This is a genomic window from Cupriavidus sp. YR651, assembly GCF_900101625.1.
Lineage (GTDB): Bacteria > Pseudomonadota > Gammaproteobacteria > Burkholderiales > Burkholderiaceae > Cupriavidus.
Genome location: NZ_FMYZ01000004.1, coordinates 434,394 through 451,180, shown reverse-complemented (window position 1 = coordinate 451,180; position 16,787 = coordinate 434,394). Strand labels below are relative to the sequence as shown.

The following is a 16,787-nucleotide window of genomic DNA, read 5'->3' as shown; positions in this document are numbered from 1 at the left end:
TTCTGTCGCTGCCATGCAGCGGGCGACGAGGTGAAAGATTCTAAGCGACAGCCGTGGGGGCTGGCCCACGAGTGTCCCTGCTCAGGCGGCGGACCGCCTGCGGTGGTTGACCGGTGGTGCGCACGAACGCGCGCCGCATTCGTTCCCGGTCAGACAAGCCGACTTCCTGCGCGATCACGTCCAGCGAGAGACGACCTTTTTCCAGCAAAAGCCTCGCTGCTTCCACGCGCAGGTGTTCGACTGCCTTTGCGGGCGATTGACCGGTCTCCGCGCTGAATGCCCGACTGAACTGGCGCGGGCTTAGCCCTGCGACATCGGCAAGCTCGTCGACCGTCAAGGCGTTGCGCAAATTGGAATTCGCGTAGTCGATGGCCTTCTGGATCCTGTCGGACTTCGGTTCCAGGTCAAGCAATGTCGAAAACTGCGACTGGCCGCCTGTCCGTCGATGGTAGATCACCAGCTTGCGCGCTACCGCGCGCGAGACGTCCTGACCGTGGTCCTTTTCAATCATGGCGAGCGCCATGTCGATCGTCGCCGTCATGCCTGCGGAGGTCCAGATCGGGCCGTCCACGATGAAAATCTGGTCCTCCTCGACGGCGATCTTCGGGAAGTGGCGCTGCAGATCGTGCGCGAACCGCCAATGCGTCGTCGCGCGCCGGCCATCCAGGACGCCCGCATGCGCCAGGATAAAGGCGCCCGTGCACGGTGCCGCGATCCGCCTCGATGTCTTCAGCGATCGCCTGACGAATTCAGTCAGCGTTGCGGAAGCGATGTCAATCTCGACGCCAGAGCCAAACATGACCGTGTCAAAAGCGATGTCGCCGATGGGCTGCGAATCGACCCGAATGCCTGCGGACGACAGCACGAGTCCGCCCTCCTCCGACAGAACCGTCACGTCGTACGCACGCTCTTCGAGTACGACGTTCGCCATTTCGAACGCGGTGACTGCCGCCAGGCCCATCAAATAGAAGTTTGGAAATACGACGAAGCCGATCGTGTGCATGGAATGCCCAATTTCATGTCCTGAATTGACGGTATATATGGCATTTGAGACGTGGTCAACGACGATTATGATCGACTGGCAGCCTAAGGCTCGGCCTGGCCGAGCCGGTGACTGGGCACCGACTTTGAGGCAATCGCCGCCCCGGAACCCAAATTTCAACCGTATTTCGCAAAGAATTTTCGTATGGATCGTCGATTATTGATTCTGGCACTGGGAATGTTTGCAATGGGGACCGACAACTTCGTCGTCGCCGGCATCCTTCCCGGCGTCGCGGCGTCGCTGCATACCTCCGTCAGCCTGGCGGGCCTCATGGTGACGTGTTATGCGCTGACCTACGCGGTGGCTGCGCCAGTGATGGCAGCCGTGGCGGGCAACTTGCCCCGCAAGCTTCTGCTCGTTTCGGCGCTTGGCATTTTCGTCGTCGGCAACGCCTTCACCGCGCTCGCCACCGACTTGCACTGGGTTCTGGTGAGCCGGGCCGTGGCAGGATTTGGCGCCGCGCTGTTTTCCCCGACTGCATTGGGCGTTGCCTCGGCGCTTGCCGCACCTGAAAAACGCGGCCGCGCGCTGGCCGCAGTCACGGCCGGCCTCACCGGAGCAACGGCCCTCGGTTCGCCGATCGGCACTTTTATCGGCGGATTCGGAGGCTGGCGGTCGACGCTCTGGTTTGTCACCGCGCTCGGGATTGTGGCGATGATCGGCGTCTGGACGATGCTGCCATCTGTTCCCCTGCCCGCATCCGTCAGGCTGCGCGAGCGGCTTGCCCCCGTACGCGACATGCGGATCGCGCTGACCTTGCTCACTTCGCTATTCGCGTTCGGCGGCTTCCTGATGGTCTACACGTATGCGGGCGTGGTACTGGAGCCCGTGACGGGCGGCGACGAACGCATTCTCGCGGGCATGTTCCTGTTGTGGGGCGTCACCGCGACGGCCGGGAACCTGCTCTCCGGCCGCCTCGTGGACCGGTTCAAGAGCCGCAACATCATCAATGCGATGCTTTGGATCGCCATCATCAATTTCTGCGCGCTGCCGTGGACCTCCGCGCATCCGTTCAGCGCTGCCATCGCGCTGGCCATCTGGGGGGCATGCGGATGGGGGCTCATCGTTCCGCAGCAACACCGACTCGTGCAACTGTCGCCGCAAGTGGCGCCACTGCTGCTCGCCCTGAACAATACAGCCACATACATCGGACTTGCCTGCTCGGGCGTGCTTGGCGGTGTCGTGCTCCGGTCGATAGGCGCGCAGTACCTGAGTCTCGTCGCGGCCGCGTTGATTACGATGGCTTTCGTTTTTGCCACAGCCGCGCATCGCTGCATAGAGCGGCCGCGCATGCAGCCTCACGCGACAGTGAGTCGCGAGGCCGAGCCTGTCTGATTCGTCGCCCCCCCCCGGTTCCGCGATTGCCCCTTGAGCTACCGGGCGGCATCCGGCGAGGAACCTGGCGTTGAGGTCTTGATCAATCCGTGGCGGGTAGCTTGATAGACAGCAGAGATCAATAGATCGAAAAATGCAAATTAACGAATGAATCGAGGGCCCTTATACTCCGCTCAATAACAAGGACGATAGGTGGAGACAACCATGCAAAAGACAGCCAGATTCGTTTCGCTTGCCATGCTGATCGCTTCCGGCATCGGAACGCATGGCGTGGCATTGGCGGCTGAAGGTTATCCGTCCAAACCGATTCACTTTGTTGTGCCATACCCGCCTGGCGGGCCGACGGACCTGATGGCGCGGCTGCTGCAAGCCAGCATGCAGTCGCGGCTTGGGGTGCCGGTGGTTGTGGAAAACCGCGCCGGGGCCGGGGGAAATATCGGTACGAGCGCGGTGGCAAAGGCCGCACCGGATGGCTATACGATCCTGCTGGCCGCAAGTGGCCCGATGGCGGTCAACCCGACGTTGTACAAGCAACTGTCGTACAACCCGCTGACCGAACTGGCTCCGGTCATACAGATTTCCGCTTTTCCGCTGGTGCTGGAAGTGAATCCTGGTACTTCGGTCAAGGATGTGAAATCGTTCATTGCCGCGACCAGGAACAAGCCGGGCGAATATAGCTTTGCCTCGGCCGGCAATGGCACGCCGCAGCATCTTGCCGGGGAACTGTTCAATACCGCCGTCGGCGCGAAGATGCAACACGTGGCGTACAAGGGGGCAGGTCCTGCTCTGAACGACGTCCTGGGTGGTCAGGTCCCGGTCATGTTCGATATCCTCGCCAGTTCGCTGACCTATATCAAGGCGAGCAAACTGCGTCCGCTTGCGGTCAGCACCAAAACCCGTTCGCCGGCATTGCCCGATGTGCCGACGCTTGCGGAATCGGGCCTTCCAGGCTTCGAGTTCGTCGCGTGGCACGGGATTGCGGCCCCGGCGGGAACGCCGCAGGCCATCGTGCACAAGCTCAACGGCGTGATCAACGAAATCTTCAAGGATCCGGAGTTCCGCACTCGCTGGGAGGCGATTGGCACGCCGGTGGTTGGTGGCACGCCCGAGGCATTCGGTGCGCTGATCCGCAGCGAGACGACGCGACTTGGGAAGATTGTTCGGGATACCGGCGCCACCGTCGACTAGTGGCATGACCCCGGTGCGTCAGCGCAGCGGGTCGCCTTTGGCCAGATGCTCGCGCAGCGTGCCCAGCAGCGCCGCGGCCGCTGGCGACAGACTCCGGTTCCGGGCGGTTACCAGCCCGATGGAGCGTTTCGCCACCGGCCCCGTAAGCAGTCGCTCGACGATGCCTGGGTGCGTCACCGTGCTTGCGGCGATCTCGGGCAACGCCGCCACACCGAAACCACACTCGACCATCGCGGCGATCGTCGGCAGTCGCTCCGACTCGAATGATGGCTGGAAACGAATGCGATTCTGAAGGAAGGCCCACTCCGCATACTGCCGCACGCTGCTTGGGTGAGTCATCGAGATATGGGGCAGGTCAACGGTGTCGGCCCAGCGAATCGCCCCCTTGCTGCGTGCCAGGGTGTGCCCCTTCGGAATCAGGAGTACGAAGCGGTCGGACATCATGGCTTCGTATTGCAGGTCCGCTTGCTGCGGGTCTGCCGCGGTCAGGGCAAAGTCGACCTCGCCGGCGCGTACCAGATCGAAGGCGGGGCCGGATAGCGTGTCGAAAACCTTGAGCGTGACCGCAGGGTGCGCGCGGTGAAAGGCCATCAGCACGCGCGGCAGCAACTTGGCCGCCAGCGAGGGCATTGCCGCGACCGCGACGCTGCCACGCTCCGCGTTGGCGATGCCTGTGACCGCGTCGACCGCTTCGCGAAAGGCCGCCTGGACATAGGTGGACTGCCGGACAAAGACTTCGCCGGCGGCGGTGAGTCGCACCGTGCGCGTGGTTCGTTCGAACAGGCGCACGCCCAGCGCTTCCTCGATGCGGAGGATCTGGGTGGATAGCGCGGATTGCGACAGGTGCAATTGGGTTGCAGCCTGTCTGAAATTGAGCGTGCGCCCAAGCAGAAGAATCGTTTCGATGTCGCGCATCGACAGATTGAGCTTCATGTCATTGATCCGTTTTTTGGATCATTCTATAGAAAGCGGTCTGCGCCATCGATCAAGGAAATCCTCAGTACGGAAAACAGGCAAGCAAGGAGAGCGGAATGCAGGAAAGCAGCGTGGAACAACCAGGTCTTCCAACCCCAGGCGTGGCGCATGCGGTTGTGGTGGGCGGCGGCACGATGGGCGCCGACGTTGCGGTGGTACTCACCCGCACGTCCTGCCGGACCACGGTTGTCGAGCCGAATGCCACAACCGCCGCCGCGCTGCGGGACAGAATCGGCGCCAATCTCGCGGCGATCGGTCGCGAAGCGGGTGCGCGTGACTTGCAGGTGGTAAAGGATCTGGATGCAATCGACTGGAACTCGGTCGACCTCGTCATCGAATGCATCCCCGAGCGCCTGGAGTTGAAGCAGGCGTTGTTCGCCCAATTGGTGCGCCTGGCTCCGCCTCACACCATATTGACCAGCAACAGCTCCAGTTTTCCGATCAGCGCCATCGGTGCGGGGCTACCCACGCGCGAGCGCATGCTCGGCCTGCATTTCTTCATGCCGGCGCATCTGGTGCCACTGGTTGAGGTAGTGCTTGGCGAAGCCAGCGACATGCGCAACGCGGACGCCCTGATCGCGTTCATGCGTCGCTGCGGCATGGTACCGGTCAAGGTCATGCAGGACCTGCCCGGCTTCCTTGCCAATCGACTGCAGCACGCGCTTTCCCGCGAAGCGTTCGACATGATCGATCGGGGTATTGCCTCGCCCGAAGATGTAGACGCCGCCGTACGGTTCGGCTTTGGCTTCCGTTTTCTTGCCGCCGGGCCGGTGCTGCAACGCGATCATGCAGGCATCGACGTGCATGCGGCCGCCGCCGCGACGATGTATCCGACCTTCTGCAATGCCGATCAACCGGCGCAATGCCTGCGCGAGCGGGCTTCCGACGGTCGACATGGCATGAAGAAGGGAGAGGGGTTCTATCGCTGGACGCCCGAGGCCATCGAAGCGGAAAGAGCGCGCTACGACCGCCTGCTGCGCGCTGGCCTCGATCTGATCGCCGCAGAACTGCCAGAGATCCAACCCTGAGCCAAATCCAGACAGAATCATGAGTGAGAATGTATTGCTGGCCGAATCGCCACTGGTTATCACGGTGGCGCCCAACGGCGCCTACAAGACGCATGCCGACCATTCCGCCGTACCGCTGACGCCGGCGGCGCTGGCAGCGGAGGCGCGTGCCTGCCTGGATGCCGGCGCGGCAATGATGCACATGCACGTACGCCGCGAAGACGGTCGCCATTCGCTCGATGTCACCGACTATCGCACCGCGCTGGCCGCGGTGAAGCAGGCCGTGGGCGACGAGTTGCTGGTGCAGGTGACCAGCGAGGCCGCCGGGATCTATCGCGCGCACGAACAGATTGCGATGGTGCGCGAATTGCGGCCAGAGGCGGTCTCGATCGGCCTGCGCGAAATCGCCGTGCCGGACATCCCCGAGGGTGAGCTTGCCGCATTTCTGCAATGGCTGGCGGTCGAGGGCGTGATGACGCAGATCATCCTTTACGACGTCGCCGACGTTCAACGCCTGCAATCACTACGCGAACGTGGCCTGATGCCGCCTGGGGCGTGGTCGGTCCTGTTCGTGCTGGGGCGCTACACGGCAGGACAGACTTCCTCGCCGCGCGATCTGCTGCCCTTTCTGCAAGCCTTCGATCAATCGCTGCCCTGGGCGATGTGTGCCTTCGGTCGTGAGGAACACGCCTGTGCTACTGCAGCCGCTGCGTTGGGCGGCCACGTTCGCGTTGGTTTTGAGAATAACCTGAAATTGCGCGATGGCAAGGTCGCGCCCGGCAACGCGGCACTGGTTGCTCAGGCTGCGGAGGGGGCGAGAGTATTGGGCAGGCCATTGGCTGACGCCGCGGATGCGCGGCGCCTGTACAGCAAAGTGCGTTGAGCTTGCACGGGGGTCGGAAGCGATGATCAACCGACCCTTCGCGTTTCTGTTTCAGCGCGGCGAACTGTCGCTGCAGGACGAGATGAACGAGGGCGAGAGCGATGGCCCTCGCATCGGCCTTATATCGACCTTACATCGGCGGCACCACGCCGTTCTTGCCGGCGGAGATTGCCCGCGCGACCAGCGTGCCATCGGCCTGCTTGTTGGCAAACAGCACCACGTTCGTGCCCGTCTTCAGCAGCGAACGATCGCCGGGCTCCAGCTTGACCACGGGCACTTCGGGCGGGACGACGATCGTCTTCTCGCCTTCCGGGTACTTGACCGTGATCGTCCGCCCGTGGCTAACCACCACGTTGCCGACCGTGCCGTTGGTCATCGAACTGTTTCCGCGCAGATCCCACGGGCGATGCCCCGCGCCGCTGCCGGCCAGGCTCGGCGGAAAGACGTGGACTTCCAGCGCGCGCAGACTGCCATCGGCCTGCGGCATGGCCGCCGTACCGATATAGCTGCCGGAGGCGATGTCCTTCGGCTCGGCGTTCTCCACGCCACGCACGACGGTGTCCTTCGTCAGGGCCACGTCGACGTCTTTTCCTTCACGGGTACGGACCTTGATCTGGTCGCCGCTGACGGCGACGAGTTGGCCGCGCATGGCGGACTGGGCGTGTGCGGACGCGGGGGTGGCAAGCATGGCCACGAGCATCGCGGATGCGATGGCACCCGAGGCTGACAAGCGTTGAAGCATTGACATGGAATCTCCGGGAGGACGATCGGGACGACGGGGTGCGATCGGTCAAAAGACCCATCACCACGCTCCGTCGAGCCCACAGCGTAGCCGGAAACCGGAAGCCTTGCCGCGCATCGATTTGCCACGCCAACTACATTGCCAACACCCGCGCCACCCCCTGCACGATCGCGCCACCAAGCAGGCAGATGCTCAGCCAGCCGATCACGATCCCAACACAATCTCGAACTTTCATCTTGCTTTCAAAACGCCTGCAACACGCTTGCTGTCAGGCATTTGCCTCCGCACTGAAGTCGCCCACGCGCCGAGGCGGGGCCGACGGGCCGGTCTGATCCCATCCCGCCAGCAATCGGATCGATTTGGACGGCGGTCCCGAATACTTGCTGGCTTCCCCTTCGTCGGCGACACCCGTGCCCCGGCCCGGCGCGGCGGAAACACCCGTGAGGTCGCGCCCGGCCACGATCAGCGGTGTGTCCGCCTGCGTGGTGGTGCGAAAGTCGTAGCCATACCGGTCACCCGCGTGAACGCTTTCTCCGGTTACTGCCCAGGCACCGCCGGCGGCCAGCCCCATCGCCAAACATAAGGCGCGAATTGAAATAGTCTTTTTCATGTAGCTCTCCTGTTGCCACAAACTACGACTCACATTGTCGTAGAACGAAGCTTAGTCGAGCAACGCGATACCAGCAAGTCCGATTTCGGGGTGACCACTGCCTCGCTGAATGACTTGTTCAAAAAATTCTCGCCTACGCGGCGAATGGCGGTCGTCGATCGCGCGGATGCGCGGGCATCAGCCGATCCACGCCGGATCGTGATGGCCTGAGGCGGAATGGCGTGTGAAAGTGAGGGCGATCCGACGCCGCGCGCGTCGCTTTTTCCGCGCGCTGCATCACGGCGTGGAGCCGCTGCGTCGTTGCCTGCAGACATGCGGCGGACGGTTTACCATCGCCATTTGCCTCGCGTATTTCCCCAGGAGACCTCATGGCAGACTTGTCCGCCTACCCCATTACCCGCAAATGGCCTGCGCAGCATCCGGACCGTCTGCAGCTGTATTCGCTGAATACCCCCAATGGCATCAAGGTATCGCTGATGCTGGAAGAGACCGGCCTGCCCTATGAGCCGCATCTGGTGCGCTTCGACAAGAACGACCAGATGTCGCCGGAATTTCTTTCATTGAATCCGAACAACAAGATCCCGGCGATCATCGACCCCGACGGTCCGGGCGGCAAGCCGCTGGCGCTGTTCGAATCCGGCGCGATCCTGCTTTACCTGGCGGAGAAAACGGGCAAATTCCTGCCGACCGATGCGGCGGGCCGCTACGAGATGATCCAGTGGGTCATGTTCCAGATGGGTGGCGTCGGCCCGATGTTCGGCCAGGTGGGCTTCTTCCACAAATTCGCCGGCAAGGATTACGAAGACAAGCGCCCGCGCGATCGCTATGCGTCGGAATCGCGCCGCCTGCTGAATGTGCTGAACGAACGGCTCAAGGGCCGCACATGGATCATGGGCGACGACTACACCATCGCCGACATGGCCACGTTCCCGTGGGTGCGCAATATCGTGGGGTTCTATGAGGCGGGCGACCTGGTCGGCATCAAGGACTTCCCGGAGGTCACGCGCGTGCTGCACGCCTTCCTGGACCGCCCGGCCGTGCAGCGCGCGGTCAACATCCCCAAGCGTCCCGAGTAAGACCCGCGCGACGAAGCCGGATCGTCAGGCGGCGTAGCCCAGCAAGGTGCTGATCGCCGCGGCTTCCTCGCGCACGGCACGACCAATCGGCCCGTCAATGGACGGGTCGAATCCCCCGGTGGCGCCCAGCGCCGTCAGCACCGCGCATACGCGCCCCGTGTAGTCGCGCACGGGCGCCGCCACCGCGCTGATTCCCTTCAGATTCGTATCGCGCACCGCTGCGCAGCCATCGGCCGATACCGCCTCGCGCAGCTTGCCGAGCGGATCGTCCGGGTCCAGCTGGGTGCGCTGATCCGGCGTGGCCGCCTCCAGTTCCGCCCTGGCCAGCGCCTGCACGCTGGCCTCGCCGAGCATCCCCAGGAACACCCGTCCGGTGGCCGACCACAGCAGCGGCATCACCGAGCCTGCCCGCACGTTGACCGTCACCGGCAACCCCGGCTCCTCGATCCGGATGATCGTCGGCCCCTTGTTGCCCATCACCGAGACAAAGCACGTGACCTCCAGCCGCTCCCGCAGGCGGATCAGCGACGCCTCGGCCAGCCGGATCGGGTCCGCCTGCCGCATCGCCGCCAGACCGATCTGCAAGGCCTCGATGCCCAGGTGGTACTGCTGCGTACCGCTCTCCTGTGCCACCAGCCCTGCCTCGATCAGGCTGGCGAGGTAGCGATGCACCTTGGCCGGGCTTTCGTCGACGTGGGTCGCGATGGCCGTCAGGCTGGCCCGGCCGCCGAGCCGCGCCAGCCCCTTGAGCACGGCCATGCCGGTTTCGGCGGCCTGCACGCGCTGGCGCCGCTCGCGGGGGCGGGCGTCCGGTGACGAAAGGTCGGGATTGGTCGACATGGCGCTGAGGTTAACCCCCATTCAACGATTACGCAATGCGTATATTATTTACGCAAAACAGGCCGCCCACTATCCGGCCAAATACCAAGGAGACCGCCCCAATATGCCCCGCCACCGTCTTGCGGCCGTGTGTGCCGCGTCCGCCACGTTCTCGTTGCTTGCCGCCGTGCCCGCCCATGCCGCCGACAACTATCCGGCCAAGCCGATCCGCTGGATCGTGCCCTACGCCGCTGGCGGCGGCTCGGACTTCCTCGCCCGCACCATCGGCCAGGGGCTGTCGACCAAAGTCGGCCAGCCTGTCGTGGTCGACAACAAGCCGGGCGGCAATACGGCCATCGGCGCGTCGGAAACCGCACGCGCCGCGGCGGACGGCTACACGGTGCTCTCGGCGGACAACGGCACGCTGGTCTTCAACCCGGCGCTGTACAAGACGCTGTCCTACAGCCCGACCAAGGACCTGGCGCCGGTGACGCTGCTGGGCCGTTTCCCGATGATCCTGGTGGTTGGCCCGGGCAGCCAGGCCAAGACCGCGCAGGAATTCATCGCACAGGTCAAGGCCACCCCGGGTGGCATCAACTACGGGTCCGCCGGTGCCGGCAGCCCGCACCACCTGGCCATGGAACTGCTGAAGGTGGAAGCCCACCTGACGATGACCCACGCGCCGTATCGCGGTGCCGCCCCGGCGCTATCCGACGTCGCGGCCGGCCAGATTCCCGCGATGATGGTCGACTACGCCGCCGGCGCTGGTTTCATCAAGGGCGGCAAGGTGCGCCCGCTGGCCGTCGCCAACGCCACGCGCCTGCCGCAGCTGCCTGACGTGCCGACCTTCGCCGAACTGGGCTACAAGAACGTGGAAGCCGCCGCGCTGGTCGGCATGGTGGTGCCGTCGGCCACGCCGCCGGACGTGATCAACGCGCTGAACAAGCAGGTCGTGGCGGCGATCAAGGAGCCCGGCGTCAACAAGAAGCTGGTGGACTTTGGCGTGGAGCCGGTGGGCAACACGCCCGCGCAATACACCGATCTGCTGCGCAGCGAGACCACGCGCTGGACCCGGCTCATCCAGGATCTGAAAATTTCCCTCGATTAAGAGGTCGTTTAAAAAAGATCCTGGCGTCGTTGCGCGGCCTTGTCGTACCACTTGTACTGCCTGCGGCCGCGCGTCTAGCCAGGACCGCTTCGCTTCATTTTTAAACAACCTCCAGGGCCGCTGGCCAACCAGCAGCCCCCCCTGCATCACTGCCTCGTGTCGACACGGGGCGACCACCTTAGCCTCACCCTCAGTACGGAGCGCGCAGCATGTCCCAATCCCCTTCACCCTCCCGCGCCGGGGGTTGCCCCATCGACCACAGCGCCCTGCGCGCACCGGACGGTTGCCCCGTGAGCCACAACGCCGCGGCGTTCGACCCGTTCGAGGATGGCTACCAGCAGGACCCGCCGGACTACGTGCGCTGGTCGCGCGAGCAGGAGCCCGTGTTCTACAGCCCGAAGCTTGGCTACTGGGTGGTGACACGTTATGCGGACATCAAGGCGATCTTCCGCGACAACCTCACCTTCAGCCCGGCCATCGCGCTGGAAAAGATCACGCCGACGGGCGACGAAGCCAACGCGGTGCTGGCGTCCTACGGCTATGCGATGAACCGCACGCTGGTCAATGAAGACGAACCGGCTCACATGCCGCGCCGCCGTGCGCTGATGGAGCCCTTCACGCCGGCCGAGCTGGCCCATCACGAACCGATGGTGCGGCAGCTGACGCGCGAGTACGTGGACCGCTTTATCGACGATGGCCGCGCGGACCTGGTCGACCAGATGTTGTGGGAAGTGCCGCTGACGGTGGCGCTGCATTTCCTCGGCGTCCCCGAGGAAGACATGGACCTGCTGCGCCAGTACTCGATTGCGCATACGGTCAACACCTGGGGGCGGCCAAAGCCCGAGGAACAGGTGGCCGTGGCGCACGCCGTCGGCAATTTCTGGCAGCTCGCCGGCAAGATCCTGGACAAGATGCGCGAGGACCCGTCCGGCCCGGGCTGGATGCAGTACGGCCTGCGCAAGCAGCGCGAGTTGCCCGAGGTGGTGACCGATTCCTACCTGCACTCGATGATGATGGCCGGCATCGTAGCCGCGCATGAGACCACGGCCAATGCATCGGCCAATGCGATCAAGCTGCTGCTCCAGCATCCGGACGTGTGGCGCGAAATCTGCGAAGACCCGGCGCTGATCCCCAACGCGGTGGAAGAGTGCCTGCGCCACAACGGCTCCGTGGCGGCATGGCGGCGCATCGTCACGCGCGACACCGAGGTCGGCGGCATCGCACTGCCGGCGGGCACGAAGCTGCTGATCGTGACGTCATCCGCCAACCACGATGAACAGCACTTCGCCGATGCGGACCTGTTCGACATCCGCCGCGACAATGCCAGCGACCAGCTGACGTTTGGCTATGGCTCGCACCAGTGCATGGGCAAGAACCTGGCGCGCATGGAGATGCAGATCTTCCTGGAAGAGCTGACGCGCCGCCTGCCCCATATGCGGCTGGCCGAGCAGCGCTTCACGTACGTGCCGAACACCTCCTTCCGGGGCCCGGAGCACCTCCGGGTGGAATGGGACCCGGCGCGGAATCCAGAGCGGAACGACCCCTCGGTGCTGTCCACGCGCGCATCGGTGCGCATCGGCGAGCCCTCCGGACACGCGGCCAGCCGCACGGTAGTGGTCGAGCACATCGATCCGGCCGCCGACGGCGTGGTGCGCTTGCACCTGGCCTCGCCGGACGGCAAGGCGCTGCCGCGCTGGTCGCCGGGATCGCATATCGATGTGGAGTGCGGCAACACGGGCATCTCGCGGCAGTACTCGCTATGTGGTGATCCGGCCAACACGGGGGCCTTCGAGATCGCCGTGCTGCGCGAGACGGAAAGCCGTGGCGGCTCGGCATGGATTCACGACAGCGTGCGGCGGGGCGACAGGCTCAAGATTCGCGGCCCGCGCAACCACTTCCGGCTGGATGAGGGCTGCCGCAAGGCGATCTTTATCGCCGGCGGCATTGGCGTGACGCCGGTCAGCGCCATGGCGCGCCGCGCACGCGAACTGGGCATCGACTATACGTTCCACTATTGCGGCCGTTCGCGGAGCGCGATGGCGATGCTCGATGAACTCGTCGCACTGCATGGCGAGCGGTTGCGCGTGCATGCGCGCGATGCAGGCCAGCGCGCGGACTTCGCCGAGATCCTGGGCGCACCCGATGCCGACACGCAGATCTATGCCTGTGGCCCGGCCCGCATGATCGAGGCGCTGGAGGCGCAGTGCGCCGCGTGGCCCGAGGATGCGTTGCGGGTCGAGCATTTCGTGTCGGCGCTCGGCACGCTGGACCCGTCGAAGGAGCAGCCGTTTACGGTGGAGCTGAAGGACTCCGGCCTGACCGTCGAAGTGCCCGCCGGCCAGACCCTGCTGGCGGCCCTGCGCGGCGCCAACATCGATGTGCAGAGCGACTGCGAGGAAGGGCTGTGCGGATCGTGCGAGGTGCGCGTGCTGGCGGGCGATGTAGATCATCGCGACGTGGTGCTGACCCGCGGCGAGCGCGAAGCGAACAACCGGATGATGGCGTGCTGCTCGCGCGCGGCCAGAGGCGGAAAGCTGGTGCTGGAGCTTTGACGTGGCGCCTCAATGAAAGTCCCGGCTGCCGACCATGAGTCGTCCCAGCAGCGGGCTCAGGTCCACCAGTTCCTGCGCGACCAGGTGTTTCACCTCGCCCTGACGCTGCCATGTGCCGATCACCCCTAGCAACGTGGCGCCCAGCATCTCCTTGCGCTGACGTTCGACGAGGTCCGGCCACACGATCACATTGACCGCGCCGGTCTCGTCCTCGATCGACGTAAAGATCGTGCCGCTGGCCGTGGAGGGCCGCTGGCGCACCGTGACGATGCCGCATGCGCGCACCCGCCTGCCGTTGCCGCAATGGGACAACTGCTGCGCGGTCAGGTACTTCAGCGCGGTCAGCCGCCGCCGCAGCAGCGTCAGCGGGTGGCACTTCAGCGACAGTCCCAGGCTGGCGTAATCCGCCACCACGTCCTCGCCGATCTTCGGTTCGGGCAGCAGCAATTCGCTCTCGGCCGGCGGCGCCTCGTGCAGCAGGTCGCGATGCGCGGTCTGCACGGCTGCGCCCCGCGCATGCCAGCGGGCCTGCCGGCGGTGCCCGGCCAGCGAGACCAGCGCGTCGGCCGCAGCCAGCACGTCGATATCGTGCCGGTCCAGCTGCGCGCGGCGTGCCAGGTCCTCCACGCTCTCGAACGGCCGCTCGGCACGCGCGGCCTCGATCCGCAGCGCGGCCGCATCGCGCATGCCCTTCACGCGATTCATCCCCAGCCGCACATCCCGAAAGCGCTGACCGGGCCGCCGTGGTTCCAGCGTGCTTTCCCAGTGGCTGATCGTCACGTCCACCGGCAGCGTGACCACGCCATGCCGGCGCGCATCCTGCACAAGCTGCGAGGGCGAATAGAAGCCCATTGGCTGGCTGTTGAGCAGCGCATACAGGAACGCATCCGGGTAATGGCACTTGATCCAGGCGCTCACATACACCAGCTTGGCAAAACTGGCCGCATGGCTTTCCGGAAACCCGTATTCGCCAAACCCTTCGATCTGCTTGCAGATGGCCAGCGCGAACGACTCCGGATACCCGCGCGTGGTCAGCGCGCGCACCAGCGCGTCCTGATGCTTCTTCAGGTCGCCACGCCGGCGCCATGCGGCCATCGACCGGCGCAACTGGTCCGCCTGCCCCGGCGTAAAGCCGGCCGCGTCGATGGCCAGCTGCATCACCTGCTCCTGGAAGATCGGCACGCCCAGCGTGCGCCCCAGCACGCGGCGAATCACGTCGTTGAAGTAGGTCGGCAGCTTGCCGGTGCGGCGCAGATCCTCGCGCCGCTTGAGGTAGGGATGCACCATGCCGCCCTGAATCGGCCCCGGCCGCACGATGGCCACCTCCACCACCAGGTCGTAGTACTGGCGTGGCTGCAGGCGCGGCAGCATCGACTGCTGCGCGCGCGATTCGATCTGGAACACGCCGACCGTATCGGCCTTGCAGATCATTTCGTAGGTGGCGTCATCGGTCTCCGGCAGGTCTTCCATGCGGCACGGCAGGCCGGCGCGGTCCGGCTCGGGGTTCGGCACCATCGCCAGCGCGCGCCGGATCGCGGTCAGCATGCCCAGCGCCAGCACGTCCACCTTGAGCAGCCCCAGCGATTCCAGGTCGTCCTTGTCCCACTGGATCACGCTGCGGTTTTCCATCGCCGCATTCTCGATCGGCACCAGCCGCGACAGCTTGTGCCGCGCGATCACGAATCCGCCCACGTGCTGCGACAGGTGGCGCGGAAACCCGCGCAACTGCTCGGTCAGGCTGGCCCACTGGCGCACCGCCGGCGAATCGGGGTCCAGCCCGTAACGCGTGAGCCGCGCGAGAAACGCCATGCCGCCGTCCCACCACGCCTGCCCCTTGACCACCTGCTCCACCACGCCGGGGTCGATGCCGAGCGCGCGCCCCACATCGCGCAACGCACTGCGTGACCGGTACGTGATCAGCGACGCCGCCAGCGCGGCGCGATGACGGCCGTATTTCTCGTAGATGTACTGGATGACTTCCTCGCGCCGCTGGTGCTCGAAGTCCACGTCGATATCGGGCGGCTCATCGCGCTCGCGCGAGAGGAAGCGGCCGAACAGCAGGTTGGCCTGCTCCGGGCTGACCTCGGTGATATGCAGGCAGTAGCAGACCAGCGAGTTGGCCGCCGATCCCCGCCCCTGGCACAGGATGCCGCGCCCGCGCGCAAAGCGGACGATGTCGTGCACGGTCAGGAAGAATGGCTCGTACGACTTCTCCTCGATCAGTTCGAGCTCGCCATGGAGCTGGGCCTCCCACTCGGGCGCCATGCCATGCGGAAAGCGTTCCCGCATGCCGCGCTCCACTTCCTTGCGCAGATAGCCGATGGGGGTCTCGTTATCGGGGACCAGTTCCTCGGGATACTCGTAGCGCAGCGTATCCAGCGAGAACTTGCACTGGCCGGCGATCGCCAGCGTCTGCGCCAGTGTCTCGCGCGGATAGAGCCGCGACAGCACCTGCCGCATGCGCAGGTGGGCCTCCGCGTTGGGCGCCAGCGCCATGCCGCAGGCGGGCAGCGGCTGGCTCAGGCGGATCGCGGTCAGCACATCGGCCAGCGGCTTGCGCGAGCGCACGTGCATGTTGACCGCACCCGCCGCCACCAGCGGCAGCCCGGTTTCGGCGGAAACCGTCTGCAGGCGCGACCGGTGCAGCGCCTCGGCGTGGCCTTGCAAGTGCTCCAGCGCCATCCACGCGCGATCGCCGAAGGTCTCGCGGCACCACGCGGCCTGCGCACGCAGGACGTCCGGATCGGCGCAGTAGTCGGGCAGCAGGATCGCCAGGCAATCTGGCATGCCGCGCAGGTGCGCCTGCGCGGGGGCGGGGTCGGCGATATCCGACGGATACAGCAGGTAGCTGCCCTTCTCCGCGCGCGTGCGGCCCAGCGTGATGAACTCGCAGAGATTGCCGAAGCCCTCGCGGTTCCGGGCCAGCAACACCAGACGCGGCGGCGGCATGGCGTCCGCCTGCATCGGCGGGGCAGCCAGCACGAAGCGGCTGCCGATGATCAGGTTGAACGCATCGGCAGCGGCCGCGCGGGCCTCCAGCACGCGGTGACGCCGCGCGGCGGCATCGGGGTCCTCATCCTCGTCGACGTCCGGCGGCGGCATCTCGTCGTCATCGGCCCCAGCCTCTTCCGGCGCAAACGCCGCCAGTTCGTCCGCATCGTCGATCTCCCCGGCGGCCTGCCCCGCCGCCAGCCGTCGCGCGCTGCGCGCCACGGCCTCCCACATTTCCTCGCGCAGCACCTTGATCGCGTGGTGGGCCCGCGCGGTACCGGCCACCGAACATTCGTCGGTCAACGCCAGCCCGCTGTAGCCCAGCCGGAACGCGCGCGCGATCAGCTCCTGCGGATGCGAGGCGCCGGTGAGAAACGTGAAGTTGGAAATGCAATGCAGTTCGACGTAGTCGGGCAGCGACGGCAGCAGCGAGGAAAGTCCGGGCAGCGATGGCAACAT

At 65.4% G+C, this 16,787-nt stretch carries 13 protein-coding genes; 7 read left to right on the top strand and 6 right to left on the bottom strand.

The genetic code is table 11. The features are described from left to right. Positions 1 to 40 precede the first annotated feature (40 nt). Entirely contained in the window at positions 41 to 1,003 is a 963-nt protein-coding gene (locus BLR29_RS14710) for a GlxA family transcriptional regulator (RefSeq protein WP_092137728.1), read from the bottom strand. Positions 1,004 to 1,186: 183 nt separating this feature from the next. Here BLR29_RS14710 and BLR29_RS14705 point away from each other — a divergent pair, with 183 nt between their 5' ends. Both BLR29_RS14705 and BLR29_RS14700 read left to right on the top strand, forming a co-directional pair. After that, complete coding sequence (locus BLR29_RS14705; RefSeq protein ID WP_092137727.1) at positions 1,187 to 2,377, top strand: MFS transporter; 1,191 nt, start codon at positions 1,187 to 1,189, stop codon at positions 2,375 to 2,377. 204 nt (positions 2,378 to 2,581) lie between these two features. After that, positions 2,582 to 3,565 (top strand): Bug family tripartite tricarboxylate transporter substrate binding protein, encoded by a 984-nt coding sequence (locus BLR29_RS14700; RefSeq protein WP_092137726.1) that lies wholly within the window; start codon positions 2,582 to 2,584, stop codon positions 3,563 to 3,565. Between the two features lie 18 nt (positions 3,566 to 3,583). On the opposite strand, the gene BLR29_RS14695 is transcribed toward BLR29_RS14700, so the two are convergent. Continuing rightward, positions 3,584 to 4,498, bottom strand: coding sequence for a LysR family transcriptional regulator (locus BLR29_RS14695; protein ID WP_092137725.1), 915 nt, complete (start codon positions 4,496 to 4,498; stop codon positions 3,584 to 3,586). 98 nt (positions 4,499 to 4,596) lie between these two features. Here BLR29_RS14695 and BLR29_RS14690 point away from each other — a divergent pair, with 98 nt between their 5' ends. Continuing rightward, positions 4,597 to 5,568: a 3-hydroxyacyl-CoA dehydrogenase family protein gene (locus tag BLR29_RS14690; RefSeq protein ID WP_092137724.1), complete on the top strand. Its 972-nt coding sequence runs from the start codon at positions 4,597 to 4,599 to the stop codon at positions 5,566 to 5,568. Between the two features lie 19 nt (positions 5,569 to 5,587). Then, positions 5,588 to 6,430 (top strand): beta-keto acid cleavage family enzyme, encoded by an 843-nt coding sequence (locus tag BLR29_RS14685; RefSeq protein ID WP_092137723.1) that lies wholly within the window; start codon positions 5,588 to 5,590, stop codon positions 6,428 to 6,430. Between the two features lie 130 nt (positions 6,431 to 6,560). Here the strand turns inward: BLR29_RS14685 and BLR29_RS14680 are convergent, their stop codons facing one another. Further along, complete coding sequence (locus BLR29_RS14680) at positions 6,561 to 7,178, bottom strand: DUF5666 domain-containing protein (RefSeq protein WP_092137722.1); 618 nt, start codon at positions 7,176 to 7,178, stop codon at positions 6,561 to 6,563. Between the two features lie 262 nt (positions 7,179 to 7,440). Beyond that, the gene (locus BLR29_RS14675) at positions 7,441 to 7,782 is read right to left on the bottom strand and encodes a hypothetical protein (protein ID WP_143018465.1); all 342 of its coding nucleotides are present in this window, start codon (positions 7,780 to 7,782) and stop codon (positions 7,441 to 7,443) included. A gap of 368 nt (positions 7,783 to 8,150) precedes the next feature. Here BLR29_RS14675 and BLR29_RS14670 point away from each other — a divergent pair, with 368 nt between their 5' ends. Then, positions 8,151 to 8,858, top strand: coding sequence for a glutathione S-transferase N-terminal domain-containing protein (locus BLR29_RS14670; protein ID WP_092137720.1), 708 nt, complete (start codon positions 8,151 to 8,153; stop codon positions 8,856 to 8,858). Positions 8,859 to 8,882: 24 nt separating this feature from the next. Here BLR29_RS14670 and BLR29_RS14665 read toward each other — a convergent pair whose 3' ends face one another. Continuing rightward, positions 8,883 to 9,698, bottom strand: coding sequence for an IclR family transcriptional regulator (locus BLR29_RS14665; RefSeq protein ID WP_092137719.1), 816 nt, complete (start codon positions 9,696 to 9,698; stop codon positions 8,883 to 8,885). A gap of 103 nt (positions 9,699 to 9,801) precedes the next feature. Here BLR29_RS14665 and BLR29_RS14660 point away from each other — a divergent pair, with 103 nt between their 5' ends. Further along, complete coding sequence (locus tag BLR29_RS14660; protein ID WP_092137718.1) at positions 9,802 to 10,785, top strand: Bug family tripartite tricarboxylate transporter substrate binding protein; 984 nt, start codon at positions 9,802 to 9,804, stop codon at positions 10,783 to 10,785. A gap of 209 nt (positions 10,786 to 10,994) precedes the next feature. Next, positions 10,995 to 13,337: a cytochrome P450/oxidoreductase gene (locus BLR29_RS14655; protein WP_092137717.1), complete on the top strand. Its 2,343-nt coding sequence runs from the start codon at positions 10,995 to 10,997 to the stop codon at positions 13,335 to 13,337. 9 nt (positions 13,338 to 13,346) lie between these two features. On the opposite strand, the gene BLR29_RS14650 is transcribed toward BLR29_RS14655, so the two are convergent. After that, positions 13,347 to 16,787, bottom strand: coding sequence for an error-prone DNA polymerase (locus BLR29_RS14650; RefSeq protein WP_092137716.1), 3,441 nt, complete (start codon positions 16,785 to 16,787; stop codon positions 13,347 to 13,349).